Here is a 17,239-nt window from a genome sequence, read left to right as displayed (position 1 = left end):
AGTTTCTTACCCGCATCGTTATGGCTGTGACTTACTGGCAGTCAGTCGCCGGGCCTTTTTTCACCCATACATCGCTGTTGCCTGGTTTATCACCCTTCGTCCACCATTTTGCGGTGTAGGTGTAACCGTTGTAGGTCGTGGTGTCGCCGCCGTTATAGACCACGTCGGAGCGCCAGTTGAATTTCACCTGACTGACCAGCTCCCATGCATCCACACCGAAGCCCGGCTGGTTGCCCTGAGTCCAGTATTTTGCTTTCCAGACCAGGTTGTCGAAGCTGACGGTATTGCCCGCGTTGTAAACCTTGCTTGCGCTCCAGGCAGCATATTTGCTGGCGTTGGCGTCAACAGGCTTATCGCAGCTATTGGTGGCAGAACCTTCGTCAGACGGCGTATTGCCTTCATCGGATGGGGTGTTACCTTCATCAGACGGCGTGTTGCCTTCATCGGATGGGGTGTTACCTTCGTCAGACGGCGTGTTGCCTTCATCGGATGGGGTGTTACCTTCGTCAGACGGGGTTTCAGCCGCTTTAGGCGTTACCGTCACCTGGACGTTAGTCTGTACGCTGGACTTGCCATCGCTTACCACCACGGTCAGCGTGTAAGTGGATTCCGTGTCCACGTCCGGCGCGGTGATGTTCAGGTTCGCGGTATCCGCGCCTGTCGCCTGCATATTCGCAGGAACGCTCCAGGAGTAGGTCAGCGCGTCGCCATCTGGATCGCTCGCCTGCGCGTGCAGAGAGTAGCTCTGGCCCGCTTCCAGCGTCACGGCTTCCATCTGGTTCACCACCGGCGCCTGGTTTGCTTTCGGCGCTTTGTTCACGACCTGAACGTCAGCGGTGCTGCTCAACCCTTTCGCGTCAGTGACCGTCAGGCGGAACGCCAGAGTCTGGTTACTGGTGACAGCGGCAACGTTGAAGGTCGCTTTCGCTTTGGTGCTGTTGGTGATGGTCACCGACGGGCCAGAGATCTGCGTCCACTTGTAGGTGATGGCATCGCCATCCGGATCGGTGGATGCCGATCCATCCAGGGTCACGGTTACCGGACCGGTGACAGTCTGGTCAGCGGAAGTCGCCACCGGCGCATGGTTGGTCACCACCGGATCAACCGGCGCAGCGCCGCCGCCCGTCAGGCTTTCATTCATCGCGTTCAGAATGTCTCCGGTATCGGAGTCGATGGACCAGGCAAACAGACCGCCCAGGTTTTTCGCCAGCACATACTGACCTTTCGCCGTTGCGGAACGCGCGTCTTCATAGGTGATCAGATCGCCGGTGGTTTTGTTAAACAGATATGGCGCTTCAGCGGTGGCATCATAGTTGTATTCCCAGCCCGCTTTGCCTTTGTACTCGTTAACGATCTGACGATAGTCAACCACGCCCGGCTCCCAGGTCCCTTTCACCATGCCCGTTGCCGTGCCGGTGAACGGGTTGTTATTGCTGTAACCGTGAACGCCGGTCCAGCCGCGACCGTACATGGCCGTCCCCACGACAATTTTGCCGGGCTGTACACCCTGCGCCAGCAGCGCATTGACGCCGTTTTCAGTGGTGTAGTTAGTATCCGGTTTGTTCGCCGGCGCACGCAGCGCATTCTGATGGCCCAGCTCGGTGTTACTCCAGCCGCCGTAGAAGTCGTAGCTCATCAGGAAGATGTGGTCCATGTACTGCTGGGCAGTGGTGTAATCAACGTCTTCAATTTTGTCGCTGCCAGAACCGATTGCTGAGGTCAGTTCAAAGGTACGGCCGGTTTCGGCTGACAGTTCATTCATCATGGCGCGCAGTTCGCGCATCAGCGCGGTATACGTCTCTTTATCCTGCTGCGGGTTGCCCAGCGCGGCGTTTTCGCCACCACCGCCCGGGAATTCCCAGTCGATGTCTACGCCGTCGAAGAATTTCCAGGTTTTCAGGAAATCTTTTACGGACGCGACGAAGCGCGCGCGGATCGCCGGGTCGTGCATTTTGAAGAACGGATCAGAGAGGGTCCAGCCACCGATAGACGGCAGCACCTTCATCCCTGGATTGGCTTTCTTCATCGCCATCAGCTGGCCGAAGTTGCCTTTGTAGGGGTCGTCCCAGTTGCTGACGCCAGCCTGAGGTTTCTGCAGTGCGGCCCACGGGTCGTGAATCGCTACCTGGAAGTCCTGACGCCCCGCACAGGCGCGTTTCAGCGCTTCGAAGCTGTTACCGCCTTCGATGGTTTTCAGGCTGTCGTTGATGCCATCGCCGCCGCAGATCGGAATGAAGCCGTACAGAATGTGGTTGAGGTTAGCTGCCGGGATTTTATCCACCGGGAAATTACGGTCGTAAACACCCCACTCAGGGAAATAGGCACCGACCACTTTATCGGTGTGCTTAGAGAGGGTTTTATTATTTTCCTGCATGGTGGTGTTGAGTGGCAGCAGATGGCTACCGTCGGTATCCGCGACGATAATCAGTTTGCTGGCGCTGGTGCTGCAGCCGCTGGCATTGCAGAGTTCAACCGTTTCCTGATAGCGACCGCCTTTGGTCACTTTAAATGTTGCCGTACCGGACATGCTGCCTGCACCGGTCCAGACGGTTTTGCCGTCGAGCAGCACTTTCGCTGACGTCGGCGCCGCGCCGCTCCAGACATCCCACTGTACTTTAACATCGGCGCCATCATGGACTTTGACGAGGTTGTTGTAAGCAGAAGCAGACTGATCAACTTCGACAATGGCAAATTTATCATTACCACTGGCGATAGTTGCTTTACCTGGCACGGCTGCGAATACCGGGCTTGCAGCCGCTGCAACGAAGAGTGCCAGATATTTAGGCTTCAGAAATTTCATTATTTGATCCTGATAATACGATTTGTGAAATTAAATACCCATGCTTTTCCATTAAACATGGACAAACGTTATTTACTGATAAATTAATCGTGAACGTTTCTGGTTCGCGAGAGACCTGTTTATTGTTGCGCTGTACCTTCCTCCACTCATAAAAGCTTCAACAAATCTTTTATTGCGGAGAGAAGAATACAGTGGGGAATTTATTTTCTCCTTTCATTCCCCCAATGAAAAAATTTCAAAAAAAACTTGACTACATTATTTAAAGGATGAAATGCGAAGTTTGCGCGATAAATACAATCAGCCCGGAAAACGCAATATAGGGACCAAAGGAAATAAGGTTATTTTTATTCTCAAAGGGCTTTAACAGGCTATGCATGATAATACCTCCCAGCGCTGCGATCAGCACAATAGAGGGTAACGCCTGCCAGCCGCACCAGGCGCCCAGCGCCGCCAGCAGCTTAAAATCACCATATCCTAATCCTTCCCGGCCGGTCAGCAGGCGGAATGCCCAGTAAACCAGCCAGAGCGAGAGATAGCCCGCCACCGCGCCATAGATAGCATCGGTCAGCGGTAGCGTACGGAACAGGGCATGGAACATCAGCCCCGTCCACAGCAGCGGCTGGGTCAGGCAGTCCGGCAGCAGCATATGGCGCGCATCGATCACCACCAGCGGCAGGAGCAGGCTCCACATCACCCACAGCGCGATCAGCGCCGAAAACGAGGGTGCCAGCGCGGCGCTGGCGGCAAAGAAGAGAGCGCTACAGACTTCCACCAGCAGCAGCCGCAGCGGAATCGCGCTATGGCAGTGGCGGCAGCGGCCGCGCAGCGCACACCAGCTAATGATGGGAATGTTTTCCCACGCGCTCAGGGCGTGGTGGCAATCCGGGCAGTGAGAGGCGGGAAACAGCAGATTGCCTGCCCCCTCTTCTTCCATTACCAGCGGCGGAATACGCTCCGCCACTACGCCCAGGAAACTGCCGAGGATCGCGCCCAGCGCTCCGCTCATGACGCACAGACCCGGCAGATTCGCCTGCTGCAACAGCATTATCGGGTTCATGCGCTTTTCGCCCAGCTCAGCGTGATGTGCGCTTTCACATCACTCTGACGATCCACCGGCGTTAACGCGAGTTTCTCCAGATGGATACCGGAAGAGACGTTCATCTCACGCAGCCAGTTTTGCAGGGCAGAAACGTTGACGCGCTCGACATCAAAGGTCAGCGACTGCTCTTGCTGACGCACGTCTGTCAACGCGACGTGCACGACTTTGGCACTTTCCTCCACCACGCTGCGCGGGTTCGGGGTATTGACCCTTCTGGACTGGAGATGGTTTTTATCAATTTCCTGACGCATCCAGTTCAGCGTCTGCTTCTGCTTAAATAACACGGCCTCGTTATTTTTGATCAGCGTATCGAGCGGCATCATCGCGCCGTAATACACCATCGCACAGCAGAGTGCCCCGCCGCAGAGTTTAAATAAATGACGCTCGCGTGAACTATAATTTTGCCAGCGGCTTTTTAACTGGGCTATTTGCGTTTTCATTTATAGCTCCCGGTAATAATGGCGGTATAAGGCGCCTCGCCGGAGATCGGCTGCATCGCAAAGTCAAAAGTTTCGGCGCTGCGGGCGACAAAATCCTGCAGGGTCTGTTTATCCATAGATTTCACATTCAGCGTCAGCTGATTTTGCGTTTCGTCATATTCCACGTTATTGATCTCCAGAGACGGCAATGACTGCCTGATTTGATTCAGCGCTTCGAGCTGTAGGAAGATCCCTTTCTTCGCCTTGCTGATATTCTGCCCGACGTAGTACTTCAGATTGCTGGTCTGGCGCAGGGTCGGAAAATAGTGCTGCGCTACGGTGGTCATCTCCCGGTGGATCTCGTTTTGCTGATGAGCGAGCATCCACGCCATACCAACGCGGGGGCCGATCAGCAGGCCGACGCAAAGCAGCGCCGCCGCCGCGAGGGCCTTTTTCGCGTGGCGAAAACGCGGGCCGCTGGCGCTGCGCCCGGAAAACTCACCGTGCAGCATGTTGATACGACAGCCCTGCCACTGGGGCTGTATCAGCACCAGCGGATGCTGCCACGCCAGCCGTTCATCCACCTGTACCTCCTGCGGCGCATCGCCGTAGCAGCACACTTCACCCGCCGGGCATTTACTCAACAGCAGAGGCAGCAGAACCGCATCGGCTTCGCCTGCGCTGCCGGGGGAAAAACGCAGCCAGTAGCTCTCCTCCAGGCTCACCAGCGTCGTGCCCCCTTCGCTCACCGGCAGCAGCCAGGCATCCGGCAGCGCCTGGACCACCGTGAGCCCCGCCTGAGCGAACAGCGCAAGCCAGTGGCGCAGACGTGCAGCGTCGATGGCCACGGCATCCACCTCCGGTCCCTTTTTGTGCAGCACCGTCCAGTGCAGCGTCTCCACCTCGCCGAGCAGCGTCTCTTCCGCCATCCACGAGAACGGCGCCGTCTGGGCTGAAAGCCCTTTTTTCGGCAGGGTAAAATGACGAAAGATCGTCTCGCTCGCCGGCAGCAACAGGCACACCTGCTGAGAAAGCGGGTGGCTGGAAAGTTCGCTCAGCGCGCTCCAGCCCGTCAGAGACTCCACCCGATCGTTACCGGATTCACAACACCAAATTTTGCCGTCCTCGCGGGTGTCGGGACGAATAAAAAGCACCTTTTTCATTATCTTCTACTTATCTTATTCAACCATTCGGTAGCGGCGTTGCCAGGTCACGACCTTGCCTGCCTCACTGTCAACGTGAAGCTGGCTGACGACGCGCAGCGTTAAATCATCGGTATTGCCGGTGGTATCCACCCGAAAATAGCGACTGTTGACCGCAACCCTGTCCTGAATCTGCGCCAGGATATCTTTGGTCTGCGGATAGTTGCTCTCCAGCACTTTGCTGAACGCCTCCAGCGACGCCCACCCCTCCTCCGGGCGTGAATCGATCAGGCGGGCAGCGTCGTTCGTGCTTAACACGCCGGTAAAAACCGCCGCCAGCAGCGGCGCCTGTTCGCGTGTTAAGGTATTCACATTTATGGTGCCATCCGTATCCGGCAAGGCGCACAGCAGCCTGCTGACCTTCGGCCACGCCGCCTGCGGAAAGGCGGGCAGCAGTCTGATTTCGTTGATGGTGCGCATCATTTGATTCGCCGGACCGCGGGCGGGCGTCACGCTCGCCCAGGCGTCGACCTCCTGGCCCTGTTTCGCCGTCACGTCGTCGGCGTCGAGATAATCCACCAGCTGCTGGTAAATCTCTTCTGCCGCCAGCGTACCGACGCCACTTTCAGCCAGCAGTTGTTCGATAATCTGCTCTTTGATCGGTTTTTCCGGCAGCGCAGTTGGGTCGGCCGGGGCCGCTGGCGCCGCGTCACCGGCCAGCAGACTATTGACGTTAAAGCAGGTCCGGGCATCCTCCACCTGACTCACCACGGTGTAATTATCCCCATGGGTTTCCAGCGGCTGCGCCCAGTCACCTTGCGGCGACAGCCCCGCCCCTTCTGAACTGGCCGCTTTCTGCAATACGTTTTCCAGTACCTTCTGTTGACGGGCAATGGCCCAGCGCAGCGTCTGCTGGCTGACCTGATAATGCGTTTTTTGCAGGTGGCGGCAGAACTGCTGACTGATTTTCGCCGCCAGGGCGGACATCATCACCAGCAGGATCAGCACCACCAGTAGCGCCACGCCACGCTCTCTCCGCGCAGGTTTACCGCTCATGAACTCACTCCTGGTTGTGCTGCCGTATCGGGCTGCGGGGTTGTTACGGGCTGGGCCGCATTCTCCGCTGCCGGCTGCGCCGGGTCCGCATTCGTCTCTTTTGGCGCGGTCTGGATCTCAGGCATATCGCCGGGATTGAGAAAAACCCAGCGCCAGGTTTCCCCGTTTTCCATGGTCAGATTCAGCTCAACGCCGTCCGGCTGATGGGCGATGTCGGTCCATTTCTCCTGCCATCCGTCGTGCCAGAAGCGCCATGTCATCGCTTTCACATCGTTCAGAATCGGCACTTCTTCCGGCTGCGCGCTGGCGGGTCCGTCGATAGCAGCCCAGACGTTGCGCCACAGGCGCTTGTCCTTTAACGTCCAGCGCACCCGCTCCAGCTGCACCTGACCGCTGATGCCGTTCAGGGTTGTCAGTTCCAGACCATTCTGCTGCTGAACGAACACCTCGCCGCTGTTGCGCGGCGCGCGCGCCTGCAGCTGATAAAAGTCACGCGAGAGCAGGTTGTACGTGCGCTGAAGCGCCGTCACCTTCGTCGCCGCCTCGTCGCTGGCCGTCGAGGTGCGCATCGCGCCGTCGAGAATTTGCCAGGCGAGAATGCTAATCACCGCGAAAATGGCCAGCGCAATCATAATTTCCAGCAGGGTAAAGCCCTGCTGACGCTGCACCTTACTCACGATCCACCTCCGGTTCGGCGAGCTGAAGCGCCACCACCGGTTGCACATCGCTTCCTTCGCTGTAAACCCGTACCTCATCGGCAAAGGTATTTTCGGCGGTTTTCACCCGCTGGATATGCCAGGTCCAGGTTTGTCCGCCCATGGTTTCGGTGCCCACCTGCTCGGCGTCCGGGAAATCGGCCTGCGCCAGCTGCGCTTGCGCCAGCTGGTTTTCCGCCACCCAGCCGGCCTGCAGCGTTTCCGACAGGCTGTGGGTAAAGCGCACGTTCAGGGTGACGGAGTTCATCAGCGCCAGCGCCGCGGTGGAGAAAATCACCAGCGCCACCATCACTTCCAGCAGGGTCATCCCCTGCTCTTTGGTCTTGCGTTTAGTCATCGTTTTCCACCATCACGGGAACAGAGCCCTGTGACGTCACGTGAAAGCGCTGCTTTTTATCCAGGCTTTCAAGACTGAGCGTAAAGCGGCTAAGCTCGCCGTCCGGCAAAAATAGGATTTGCGGTTCATCGTCCAGCGTGGCTGCCAGCGTTCGCGATGAGAGGGAGACATGCATCTCCTCAGGAAACTCACCGCGGGTGGCGATTCGTCCCGCCTTGAGCGGTGCCCAATGGCGTTCGCCGCTATTGCCAACCTGCGTAACCAGTTCAAATTCTGACGAGGTCATCACCAGCCCGACAATATTTCCGTCCATTACCGCACGGTCAGAACCATATTCAACGAGGGATTTTAGCTGCTGACCAAATGTATCTGCGCCGCTGCGTGATGGAATGGTGGTGACCACCATCATGGCGCTCAGGGCGAATATCACCAGCGCCACAATAATTTCCAGCAGGGTAAATCCACGTTGCTTATTCATTACTTATCTTTTTTATCAAAAGACCAGTTGCTGATATCGTCGGCAGTATTCGCTTCCGCATCCGGACCGGCTGAGAAAATATCGACAGCGCCATGCTCACCCGGGCTGACCAGAATATAGTCATTGCCCCACGGGTCCTGAGGCAGGCGGCGAATATAGCCATCGTCACGGTAGCCTTTTGGAATAGGCGCAATTTCAGGTTTGGTCACCAGCGCCTGCAACCCCTGCTCGGTGGTCGGATAGCGATGGTTGTCGAGTTTGTACATATCCAGCGAACCTTCCAGCGCCACAATATCGCTGGTCGCTTTCTGAATATCGGCTTTTTCTTTATTGCCCATTAAATTAGGCACGACCATACTGGCCAGCACGCCGAGAATAACGATCACTACCATTAATTCGAGCAGCGTAAACCCCGCCTGACGCTTCAGGCTATTTTTTTTCAAAGACATGATTAACCCACCATATTATTAAGTTGAAGAAGCGGTTGTAATATTGAAAGAACGATAAATAAGACAACGGTCGCCATAGTTACTACCAGTGCCGGTTCAAATACCGACAGCGTTAACGTAATTCGATGCTGTAATGCAGATTCCTGGTTTTCCGCCGCACGATCCATCAACGAGCCCAGCTCGCCGCTCTCCTCCCCGGAGGCCACCATGTAGAGCATGGTGGGTGGGAAAATTCTCGCCTGTTCCAGCGCGTTGTAGAGGGATGCCCCCTGGCGCACGGTGTCCGCCGCCTGCTCAAGCACCTGCCGGGCATAGAGGTTTTCAATCCCGTCCATCGCGATGTACATCCCCTCCAGCAAAGGAACGCTGCTGGCCTGCAAAATACTCAGCGTACGGATGTAGCGCGCGCTGTTGATGGCGCAGACTAGTTTTTTCAGCGGTGAATTTAGCAACAGCCACCGATGATAAACAAATCGGTTCTTTTCTTTTTTTATCCAAAATTTAAAGCTCGCCGACGCCCCGAACAGACCGCCGGCGATAACGATGCCCCAGGCCTGTAAAAAGTCGCTCACCGCAATCAGCGTGCGGGTGGTCATCGGCAGCTCTTGTTTCATGTGGGTGAACTGGTCAATGACCTGCGGCACCACGGCGACCAGCAGAATTGAGATCACCGCGATCGCCACCACCGTCAGGGTGATGGGGTAGACCATCGCCTGGGTGAGCTTGCTTTTCATCTTCTGGCGCTGCTCGTTGTACTCGGCGAGCTTTTCCAGCACGCCACCGAGATGACCGGTCTTTTCACCGGCCATCACCAGGGTGCAGTAGAGCTTATCGAAGCTGCGCGGAAACTGGCTGAAGGCGTCGAACAGCGTGTGGCCTTCCACAATCTTGTCGCGGATCTCGGTCACCATCGCCGCCAGGGTTTTATCTTCCGTCTGCTTCGCAATCGCCTTCAGCGCACTCTCCAGCGGCAGCGCGGCATTGACCAGCGTCGCGAGCTGTCGGGTAAACATCGACAGCACCGGAATCGACAGTTTTGCCCCTTTACGGGCGTTTTTTCCCGCCGCCGGATCGCTGGTCGGCGCAATGTTCACCGGCATCAGCTTCTGTTCGCGCAGCATCTGGCGCACCTGCTTTGGCCCTTCGGCCTGCAGAGCGCCGCGCTGGGTTTTCCCCGCGGCGTCCGTCGCGGACCATGCATACCAGGCCATTACGCATCCCCCCCGCGCTCGGCGGTGACACGCATCACCTCTTCCAGCGAGGTCACGCCGGAGATCACCTTCAGCAGACCGTTTTCACGCAGGCTGTAGGCCTCTTTGAAAAGCTGCGTTTCGATGGACATCTCATCTTTGTCTTCATGGATCGCACGGCGCATGGCGCTGTCGACCACCAGAAATTCGTGGATGCCTGCGCGTCCCTGGTAGCCGCTCTGGCGACACTGTTCACAGCCCGCGGCGCGATAAATCGCTTTCGGCGGCGTTTCCATAAAGGTGAACAGCGCTTTCTCATTGTCATCCAGCGGACTGGTCGTGCGGCAGTGTGGACACAGCCGACGCACCAGACGCTGGGCAATGACGCCAAGCAGCGACGAGCCAATTAAAAATGACTCCAGCCCCATATCGCGCAGACGGGTAATGGCGCCCGCCGCACTGTTGGTGTGCAGCGTGGACATCACCAGGTGACCGGTGAGCGATGCCTGTACTGCGATTTGCGCGGTTTCACCGTCACGAATTTCCCCGATCATCACCACGTCCGGGTCCTGGCGCAGAATGGCGCGCAGTCCGCGCGCAAAGGTCATGTCCACGCGCGGGTTGACCTGGGTCTGCCCTACCCCTTCCAGTTCATACTCGATCGGATCTTCCACGGTCAGAATGTTGCGTTCATGACCGTTAAGCGCCGACAGCAGCGCGTACAGGGTGGTACTTTTCCCCGAACCGGTCGGGCCGGTCACCAGGATGATGCCGTGCGGACGTTCAATCAGTCCCTTTAACTTCACCAGCTCTTCGTCAATCAGACCGAGCTTGTTGATGTCCGGCTTAAGGTTGCTTTTATCCAGCAGACGCATCACCACCCGCTCGCCATACTGGGAAGGAATGGTAGAGACACGCACGTCGATGGCCTTGCGGCCAATGCGCAGCGAGATACGGCCGTCCTGGGGGAGACGTTTTTCGGCGATGTCCAGTTTGGACATCACTTTGATACGCGACACCAGCAGCGGCGCGAGCTTGCGCGCCGGCTGCAGCACCGGACGCAGCACGCCGTCAACGCGAAAACGAATGCTCAGGGTGCGCTCGAAGGTCTCGATATGAATATCGGAGGCCCCCTCCTTCACCGCTTCGCCCATAATGGCGTTGATCAGGCGGATCACCGGCGAGTTCTCGTCGTTATCGAGCAGATCTTCGTTGTCCGGGATCTCCTCGGTTAACGCCATCAGGTCAATATCGGCGTCCATGTCGTCCACCAGCTGCTGCGAGACGCCGCTGTTCTGCTGCCAGATGTTGGTCAGCAGTTCGTCAAACGCGTCCACCGTCAGGATCGTCGGGGCATAGGAGCGCCCCAGCACGCGGCGCATCTCCAGCAGGGCATACGCCTGCGCATCGTCGCGGATATAAACCTCGTCGTTATAGAACAGGACCCCGTTCTCTTTCGCCCAGGTGCTGGTACAGAGCGCATTACTCATCTCGGTCATGTCGCTTGCGCCTTACTCTTTAAACGGGTTGCGGGACGACACCGGCGCACTGGCGCTCACCGGCGCGGTGCGGCTCTGGGACGGATAGGCTGGCAGCATCGGTGAATCAGCATTCTCTACGATGCCCAGCTTGTGCTCTTCCATACGCTGCTGTTGACGCGCCTGGATCTGATCGTATTTCTCTTTCGACGCAGCGCCGTAGTTGTCGTCGTCGCGCAGTACGGTGGTGTGAATAAACACCATCAGGTTACGTTTGGCGCTGTCCTGGGAGGTATAGCGGAACAGCTGACCCACTACCGGAATATCACCCAGCAGCGGCACTTTCGAGACCGACTGTTTGGTGACGTTTTCCATCAGGCCGCCCAGTACCACCGTCTGCCCGCTGTGGACCATCACTTCGTTGTTGATGGTGCGGGTGTTGAACGTTGGGCCCAGGCTGGCATCGGCCGTCGAGGTGTTATCCACGCTGGAAACTTCCTGCTCGATCTTCAGATGGATCATGTCGCCATCGTTGATCTGCGGTACGATTTTCAGCTTCGTACCAACGGTTTTACGTTCCACCGAGTTAAACACGTTATCGCCGCTGGTGGTCTGCGAACCGGAGAGTACCGGCACGTCCTGACCGACGTTGAACGACGCCTCTTTGTTATCCAGCGTCACCACGCTCGGCGTCGACAGAATGTCGTTTTTACCGTTAGTGGACAGCGCCGTCATCAGCGCGCCAAAATCGCCGTTAAAGAAACCGGTCGCCAGGCCCGTATAGCTGCCAATGACTTTTGACTTCTTGATCTGGCTGATCGGCAGGCCGGTCGAGCCAAACTGAACCCCACCGTGTTTACCGGTCCACTGCACGCCCAGATCCAGACCGTTACCGTCCTGAACTTCGGCGATGATCGCCTCCACCAGCACCTGCGGACGGCGGATATCCAGCTTGTCGATCACTTTTTCCAGTGAATTCATGACGTTTGGCTGGGCGGTGATCACCAGCGAATTGGTAGACTCGTCGGCGGTAATATTCAAATCGCCTGCCATCGGCGCGGCTTTGCTCTTGCCGCCGCCCGCTTTATCTTTCAGTTGCTCGCCGATCCCCGTCAGCACCGGCACCACTTTGCTGGCGTTGGCGTATTTCAGGTAGAAGACGCGGGTGTTGCCCTCGTTGTTCTGCTCGCGATCGAGCTGGGAGATCAGCATCCGGGTGCGCTGACGCGCGTCCGGGCTGCCGCTGATCACCAGGCTGTTGGTTTCGTCGTCGGCGACCACTTTGGTCGCCAGCTGCGGGGCGTTTTGCCCTTTCTGCTCCTCGTTGTTGAGGTTGTTCAACATGTCAGAAAGCTCTTTGGCCGAGGCAAAACGCAGTGGCACGATTTCACGGCGCTGGACGCCGCTTTGATCCACACGCTGCACCAGATCCACCAGGCGGTTAACCACCGAGGCTTTGCCGGTTAACAGCAGCACGTTTGACGGCTCAAAATGGACCACGTTGCCGATGCCGGAGGCGTCGTTCAGCTGACGCAACAGGGGGGCCAGCTCACGTACCGGGACGTTCTCCATCCGCACCACGCGAGTGATAATTTCGTCACCTTTGCCAGGGTTTTTGCTGTCGGCAATCGGTGCGCCCGACATGCGGGCCACCGACGAGCGCACGACTTTCACCATCCCGTTATCCATCGGGATCACCGACAGACCATAGAGATCCAGCACGCTCAGGAAGAACTGGTAATATTCATCTTCCGTCAGTACGTTGTAGGTGCGGACCGACACCGTTCCCTGAACGGAAGGATCGACCAGAATGGTTTTATTGAGGTTACGCCCGACGGTATCGATAAATTCACGGACATCGGTATTTTTAAAACTGGCGCTAAAGTTCGCCGCGAACAGCGAACCTGAATATAACGACAATGCGGTCAGCGCTACGCACGCCCATGGAAATTTCTTCATGTCTGTACACTTATTAATTGTTTAGAACATTGACCCGAATATTTTCAAGGTGAGCGTGACGCCGAATAACGACATCCGCCTCTTTCATTTTTGACCAGCGGGCAACGAGCTCTTTTGCCTGCGCCTCTTTAGTCATATCCACATCGTCAACTTTTACCACCACATCACCTTTTTCCAGGCCGGCATGGCTGTAGAAAGGCGACGCATTGCGTGGATTAATGTTGTAGCCTTCCAGCTGGCCTTTTTCGATTATTGGTTTTAACACCAGATAATCATCCAGATGCAGATTATCTAACCCTGCATCTTTCTTCGATTTGGTTACCGGGGCACTGTCAACGCCGCCTTTGAAATAGTCTGGTTTTTTAAGTGAAATAACCTGCGGCGCGCCTTCATAATTCACCACCACATTATCAGGATGAATTTCGGCAATATAGGCATTGTCAAAACCGGCGAGCATTTCGCCCTCGCGATAGCTCTTTTGTCCGGCGGGGGTTTTTATCACCGCAAAGGACAGCCAGGCTTCATCGCTGCTGAGAATACCTTCTATTTCCGCACTGAGCGGCTTTTTCACCGCCGCTGGCTGTTTCGCTGGCATCACCGCCGGCGAAAAAAGTACAAACTGGTTTTCATCGTGACTTTTTTTTTGCATATTCTTTTTTGAATCAGATAACCTGTTCGTCACTTTCTTATAATCTTTATAAACCATATACCCTTGCTGGCCGCAGAAAATAAGCAGCACAAACATGACGCAGGGCATAATCAATTGAGCAACAAATGACATCCGCATTTTTTAACGAGCCTTTCTGCCAGTCAGTAATTCACAGCACAGGGCTGTATGAGTGAGTGGTGCAAATGCTAATGTGTTTCCTCGCTACCGCCCATTAACACTTCCGCTAACAATAATTTAGAAAAAGATTGATCGCTAAATAAACCTATGATAGAAGCGCAGACCGAGTATTTTTACCCTCCATTCAAATTGCCCCTTCCGCCTGTATCCTTTACTTTTCCGGCTCCTTGTTATGAATAAAAGAGACGGTAATACGCTATGTATATGCGCCATTTTAATTTCGCTACCCAGCCTTTCCGGGCTATCACCCGGATGCCAGGTGATTTTTTTGTTCCGTATCATCAGGATGTGTTCGGTTTGCTGAAAGAGAAGTGCCAGACAACAGGCGTCACCGCGCTCTTTAGCGACGACAGCTATCTTGCCTCGCAGTTTTGCGATGCGCTGAAAAAGCATGACGGCACGCTGCTCGCCATTAACGCCTTCCCGAAACTCAGCGCCAGCGGCCTGCTCTATAAACTCAACACCACCACCAATGAGAGCAAAACCCGGATCCAGGCGATTGATGCTGTGCTGCTCCAGTGGCAGGACGAGATGTTGTCCCGCAAAACCACGCGTAAAGTGCTGATCATTTCGCATATTCAGTCGATGAAAGCGAATTGCCATGACGCACTGTCCATGCTGTTAACCCGCGCGCAGGAGCTGGATGTGCCTCTGTCGGTTGTGCTGATGGGATCGGCCGACCAGGAAGCCGCCCTCCTGCAGTCCGGGTTGCGTGAATCTCTTCATACGCATCACACGCTCCGGCCCCTCACCTGCCGCGAGTCCCTGAGCTATGTTCAGGCCCAGTGTGAAGCGCATGGCAGCGACGCGACGCCGTTCACCCGGGCCCGCATGCGCAGGATGCATGTTCTGACCAAAGGACAGACAGGCAAACTCAACGAGCTGGCGCACCTTGCGATGCTAGCCGCCTGGACCGAGCGTTCAGCGCAGGTATCGCCGCGCCATCTGCGCCTCGCCGCCGGAGAAGTTCTGCCGGCGAAACCGAAGGGCAAACGCCTGGCCGTTATGGGCCTTTTTGCCTCCGTACTGTTTGCCGCCTGCGGCTGGACATTGATGCCCACCATTACCGCCAGACTGCCGGTAGAGCTGCCCGTAATGGCCAGCTGGAAACCGCAGGCGCCAAAAACCGACGCCCCAGCGGTGCCGGTTATTGATAATGAAGTGGTGAATAAGCCCGATGCGATGCATCAGCTCTATACCATGTGGGGTTATGACGCCACGATGGAAGAGGCGCTCTGCCAGAACGCCGGGCAGGTCAACCTGATGTGTAAGGAAGGCAGCGCGCCGGTTGAAGAACTGGCGAAAGAGGGTTACCCGTGGATCGGCGAGATCAAAACCGGCGATCACCTGAATTATGCCGTGGTGGCCAGAGTAGATGATAAATCGCTGGATCTGCTGATGAATAATCGCACCTGGCAGGTAAGCCGGAGCTGGTTTAACCAGCATGCTACGGGCAATTACACCCAGTTGCACCGCCTTACACCGCAGGGGAAAGATGCCGTGAGCGCCGAAAGCAGCGCCAAAGATCTGGGCTGGATGGATCGGCAGCTTAGTCTGGCGCTGAATCTACCCGAAACCCACACAAAGGTGTGGACGGCCGAACTGATGCAGCGTACCCGCGAGTTTCAGCAGAAAATGCATCTGCATGTGGACGGGATTGCGGGTGAAGATACATTGATGCAGTTAATGCGTGAAACCCGGACTACGCCAAGCGTACTTATTCAGTCCGCGAATATATCTGCGACCCCCATCGCGCAGGAGAAACATTCATAATGTCGACGATTACTCTGGCTGCCCAGCGCAGCTATACCCTGAACGCACCGGTCTGGTTTTCCTACCGGCGCCCCTCGCTGAAAAAAGTGGTCTGCGCCACCCTGCTCTGGGTGGTGGGAATAGTAATGACGATCGCAGCGGGACTCTACGCTCATCTCTACTGGGATCTGCGCCATCCGGTACCTGAGCCAGTAAAAGCAAGCGCCGTTAAGCCAGAAACGACGCTATCGGATATGCATTATGTCTATGTCAGTAAACCGTTCCCGCAGCCTGAACCAAAGCAAGAACCGGTGACAAAAGAGATGCCGCCGCTGCATGAGATGCCCATTGATAGCGGCGATGCCGACTGGCAGCAGGCGCCCGACGGTGAAATGCCGCATGATATTTCCCGGGATATATTGCCAGGAACAGAAGTGAAGAATTCTGCCATCCCCGAACAGGATAATACCGGTCAGACAGTTGATGACGGGGCGATCAAGGCATTATTGATGAAGGCGTTAAAAGAACAGGAAAAAGATTATTCGCAGGGGAAAATGCCCGCGCCTCCCGTGGATGAAACCACGTCAGGAACGCAGGCAAATAATTTACTGAAACATAGCCCTCCTTTCAGTTAAAAAGGAGATAAAGCGATTAATACTTCTCCGGCAATGCTGACAAATACATAAGACGACCTTTCTCAACCTGAATATAATTACCTTTTTTCAGGTCGGCGAGGATTTTAATAATGGTACTGCGGGCCAAGCTGGTATATTCCTGAATATAGTCATAAATATTGATATCGCGCTGATGGTGCACAATCAGTTCGTTAATTTCCAGCAAGAACTCGCGAACAATCGAGTACGCGCTGCGGGCCACCAGCACTTCGTCACGCTTGCTGAGCAGGCAAACGTACCAGGAGAGGACTTTACTCAAGGCTTCCCACAGGTTTTTTTCGCTTATCAGACGGACAAAATCATCTTTTTTAATGGTGCGCACCACGGTATTGGCACGAACCAGGCCGTACATATGCGTTGAGTTGTAATAAATAGAGGAAAGACCAAAAATACATTTATTCTGTAAGGTGAACATACACAGTTCATCCGACTCGCGGCGGAATTCAACTTCACCGCTCACGATAAAATGAATATCTTCGTTGTTATCGGTACTGATACGCTGCCATTTGCGTAAGGTTCTTTCTTCAAAACCTTCAGTTGCCGCGATAAGGGCGTCAAGTTCTGCTTGTGGACGGCTATTTTTACTGTAGATACTTAACATTGTTATACCTATTAATATTAAATTGAAAAAGGTGAACGTGTGCAATCACAGCGCATAAATGCGTAGTCCATTTAACAAATGTAAAGTAAAGCTAAGACCTTAGAACATCCGTATTTCTTATTTGTCGTGCTGATATATTGTCAACCACGTTTGCGAGTAATTTCGACTGAGGAAACTATAAAACATTTACACCGTGAATGTGATTAAAAAAGCAGTCCAAAAGAAGACCGTGAAAAAGTGGA

Annotated in this window: 16 protein-coding genes; 2 read left to right on the top strand and 14 right to left on the bottom strand. The window is 55.4% G+C overall.

The annotated features are described in order from the left end of the window. Positions 1-31 precede the first annotated feature (31 nt). From ACOTZB_RS08065 to gspC, 13 genes are all read right to left on the bottom strand, one after another. A complete protein-coding gene (locus ACOTZB_RS08065) occupies positions 32-2,800 on the bottom strand; it encodes a glycosyl hydrolase family 18 protein (RefSeq protein ID WP_421626854.1) in 2,769 nt (922 codons plus the stop codon). Positions 2,801-3,059: 259 nt separating this feature from the next. Continuing rightward, entirely contained in the window at positions 3,060-3,857 is a 798-nt protein-coding gene (locus ACOTZB_RS08060; RefSeq protein ID WP_421626853.1) for a prepilin peptidase, read from the bottom strand. Further along, positions 3,854-4,339, bottom strand: coding sequence for a type II secretion system protein GspM (gene gspM, locus ACOTZB_RS08055; RefSeq protein WP_421626852.1), 486 nt, complete (start codon positions 4,337-4,339; stop codon positions 3,854-3,856). Before gspM ends, ACOTZB_RS08060 begins: the two co-directional genes overlap by 4 nt. Next, a complete protein-coding gene (gene gspL / locus ACOTZB_RS08050) occupies positions 4,336-5,481 on the bottom strand; it encodes a type II secretion system protein GspL (protein ID WP_421626851.1) in 1,146 nt (381 codons plus the stop codon). The genes gspM and gspL overlap by 4 nt, the downstream gene beginning before the upstream one ends. Before the next feature lie 15 nt (positions 5,482-5,496). After that, the gene (gspK, locus tag ACOTZB_RS08045; RefSeq protein ID WP_421626850.1) at positions 5,497-6,516 is read right to left on the bottom strand and encodes a type II secretion system minor pseudopilin GspK; all 1,020 of its coding nucleotides are present in this window, start codon (positions 6,514-6,516) and stop codon (positions 5,497-5,499) included. After that, positions 6,513-7,193 carry a type II secretion system minor pseudopilin GspJ gene (gspJ, locus tag ACOTZB_RS08040; protein WP_421626849.1) on the bottom strand — a complete coding sequence of 227 codons (681 nt, stop codon included), beginning with the start codon at positions 7,191-7,193 and terminating at the stop codon, positions 6,513-6,515. The genes gspK and gspJ overlap by 4 nt, the downstream gene beginning before the upstream one ends. Next, positions 7,186-7,569: a type II secretion system minor pseudopilin GspI gene (gspI, locus tag ACOTZB_RS08035; protein WP_421626848.1), complete on the bottom strand. Its 384-nt coding sequence runs from the start codon at positions 7,567-7,569 to the stop codon at positions 7,186-7,188. Before gspI ends, gspJ begins: the two co-directional genes overlap by 8 nt. Beyond that, complete coding sequence (gene gspH, locus ACOTZB_RS08030) at positions 7,562-8,047, bottom strand: type II secretion system minor pseudopilin GspH (RefSeq protein WP_126328121.1); 486 nt, start codon at positions 8,045-8,047, stop codon at positions 7,562-7,564. The genes gspI and gspH overlap by 8 nt, the downstream gene beginning before the upstream one ends. Next, positions 8,047-8,496 carry a type II secretion system major pseudopilin GspG gene (gene gspG / locus ACOTZB_RS08025; RefSeq protein ID WP_029739462.1) on the bottom strand — a complete coding sequence of 150 codons (450 nt, stop codon included), beginning with the start codon at positions 8,494-8,496 and terminating at the stop codon, positions 8,047-8,049. The genes gspH and gspG overlap by 1 nt, the downstream gene beginning before the upstream one ends. A 2-nt stretch (positions 8,497-8,498) precedes the next feature. After that, a complete protein-coding gene (gene gspF, locus ACOTZB_RS08020; protein WP_421626847.1) occupies positions 8,499-9,707 on the bottom strand; it encodes a type II secretion system inner membrane protein GspF in 1,209 nt (402 codons plus the stop codon). Next, positions 9,707-11,185 (bottom strand): type II secretion system ATPase GspE, encoded by a 1,479-nt coding sequence (gene gspE, locus ACOTZB_RS08015; RefSeq protein ID WP_421626846.1) that lies wholly within the window; start codon positions 11,183-11,185, stop codon positions 9,707-9,709. The genes gspF and gspE overlap by 1 nt, the downstream gene beginning before the upstream one ends. 12 nt (positions 11,186-11,197) lie before the next feature. Then, positions 11,198-13,123: a type II secretion system secretin GspD gene (gene gspD, locus ACOTZB_RS08010; RefSeq protein WP_421626845.1), complete on the bottom strand. Its 1,926-nt coding sequence runs from the start codon at positions 13,121-13,123 to the stop codon at positions 11,198-11,200. Positions 13,124-13,136: 13 nt separating this feature from the next. Continuing rightward, a complete protein-coding gene (gene gspC / locus ACOTZB_RS08005; protein WP_133550404.1) occupies positions 13,137-13,868 on the bottom strand; it encodes a type II secretion system protein GspC in 732 nt (243 codons plus the stop codon). Positions 13,869-14,168: 300 nt separating this feature from the next. Between gspC and ACOTZB_RS08000 the strand changes: the two genes are divergently transcribed. Both ACOTZB_RS08000 and ACOTZB_RS07995 read left to right on the top strand, forming a co-directional pair. Beyond that, on the top strand, positions 14,169-15,743 hold the full coding sequence (locus ACOTZB_RS08000; protein WP_421626844.1) for a peptidoglycan-binding protein: 1,575 nt from the start codon (positions 14,169-14,171) through the stop codon (positions 15,741-15,743). Then, positions 15,743-16,357 carry a hypothetical protein gene (locus ACOTZB_RS07995; protein ID WP_421626843.1) on the top strand — a complete coding sequence of 205 codons (615 nt, stop codon included), beginning with the start codon at positions 15,743-15,745 and terminating at the stop codon, positions 16,355-16,357. The genes ACOTZB_RS08000 and ACOTZB_RS07995 overlap by 1 nt, the downstream gene beginning before the upstream one ends. A gap of 16 nt (positions 16,358-16,373) precedes the next feature. On the opposite strand, the gene ACOTZB_RS07990 is transcribed toward ACOTZB_RS07995, so the two are convergent. After that, complete coding sequence (locus ACOTZB_RS07990; protein WP_058842134.1) at positions 16,374-16,997, bottom strand: helix-turn-helix domain-containing protein; 624 nt, start codon at positions 16,995-16,997, stop codon at positions 16,374-16,376. Between the last annotated feature and the right edge of the window lie 242 nt (positions 16,998-17,239).

Source organism: Enterobacter cloacae complex sp. SHL020 (assembly GCF_049236945.1).
GTDB classification, from domain to species: Bacteria; Pseudomonadota; Gammaproteobacteria; order Enterobacterales; family Enterobacteriaceae; genus Enterobacter; species Enterobacter dykesii.
This window is presented reverse-complemented; position numbering and strand designations above follow the sequence as displayed.

Coding starts and splice junctions, on each gene's coding strand:
- ACOTZB_RS08065 (WP_421626854.1), bottom strand. CDS start 2,800: ATGAAATTTCTGAAGCCTAAATATCTGGCACTCTTCGTTGCAGCGGCT.
- gspI (WP_421626848.1), bottom strand. CDS start 7,569: ATGACTAAACGCAAGACCAAAGAGCAGGGGATGACCCTGCTGGAAGTG.
- ACOTZB_RS08060 (WP_421626853.1), bottom strand. CDS start 3,857: ATGAACCCGATAATGCTGTTGCAGCAGGCGAATCTGCCGGGTCTGTGC.
- ACOTZB_RS07995 (WP_421626843.1), top strand. CDS start 15,743: ATGTCGACGATTACTCTGGCTGCCCAGCGCAGCTATACCCTGAACGCA.
- gspG (WP_029739462.1), bottom strand. CDS start 8,496: ATGTCTTTGAAAAAAAATAGCCTGAAGCGTCAGGCGGGGTTTACGCTG.
- ACOTZB_RS08000 (WP_421626844.1), top strand. CDS start 14,169: ATGTATATGCGCCATTTTAATTTCGCTACCCAGCCTTTCCGGGCTATC.
- gspF (WP_421626847.1), bottom strand. CDS start 9,707: ATGGCCTGGTATGCATGGTCCGCGACGGACGCCGCGGGGAAAACCCAG.
- ACOTZB_RS07990 (WP_058842134.1), bottom strand. CDS start 16,997: ATGTTAAGTATCTACAGTAAAAATAGCCGTCCACAAGCAGAACTTGAC.
- gspK (WP_421626850.1), bottom strand. CDS start 6,516: ATGAGCGGTAAACCTGCGCGGAGAGAGCGTGGCGTGGCGCTACTGGTG.
- gspM (WP_421626852.1), bottom strand. CDS start 4,339: ATGAAAACGCAAATAGCCCAGTTAAAAAGCCGCTGGCAAAATTATAGT.
- gspC (WP_133550404.1), bottom strand. CDS start 13,868: ATGTTTGTGCTGCTTATTTTCTGCGGCCAGCAAGGGTATATGGTTTAT.
- gspD (WP_421626845.1), bottom strand. CDS start 13,123: ATGAAGAAATTTCCATGGGCGTGCGTAGCGCTGACCGCATTGTCGTTA.
- gspH (WP_126328121.1), bottom strand. CDS start 8,047: ATGAATAAGCAACGTGGATTTACCCTGCTGGAAATTATTGTGGCGCTG.
- gspE (WP_421626846.1), bottom strand. CDS start 11,185: ATGACCGAGATGAGTAATGCGCTCTGTACCAGCACCTGGGCGAAAGAG.
- gspL (WP_421626851.1), bottom strand. CDS start 5,481: ATGAAAAAGGTGCTTTTTATTCGTCCCGACACCCGCGAGGACGGCAAA.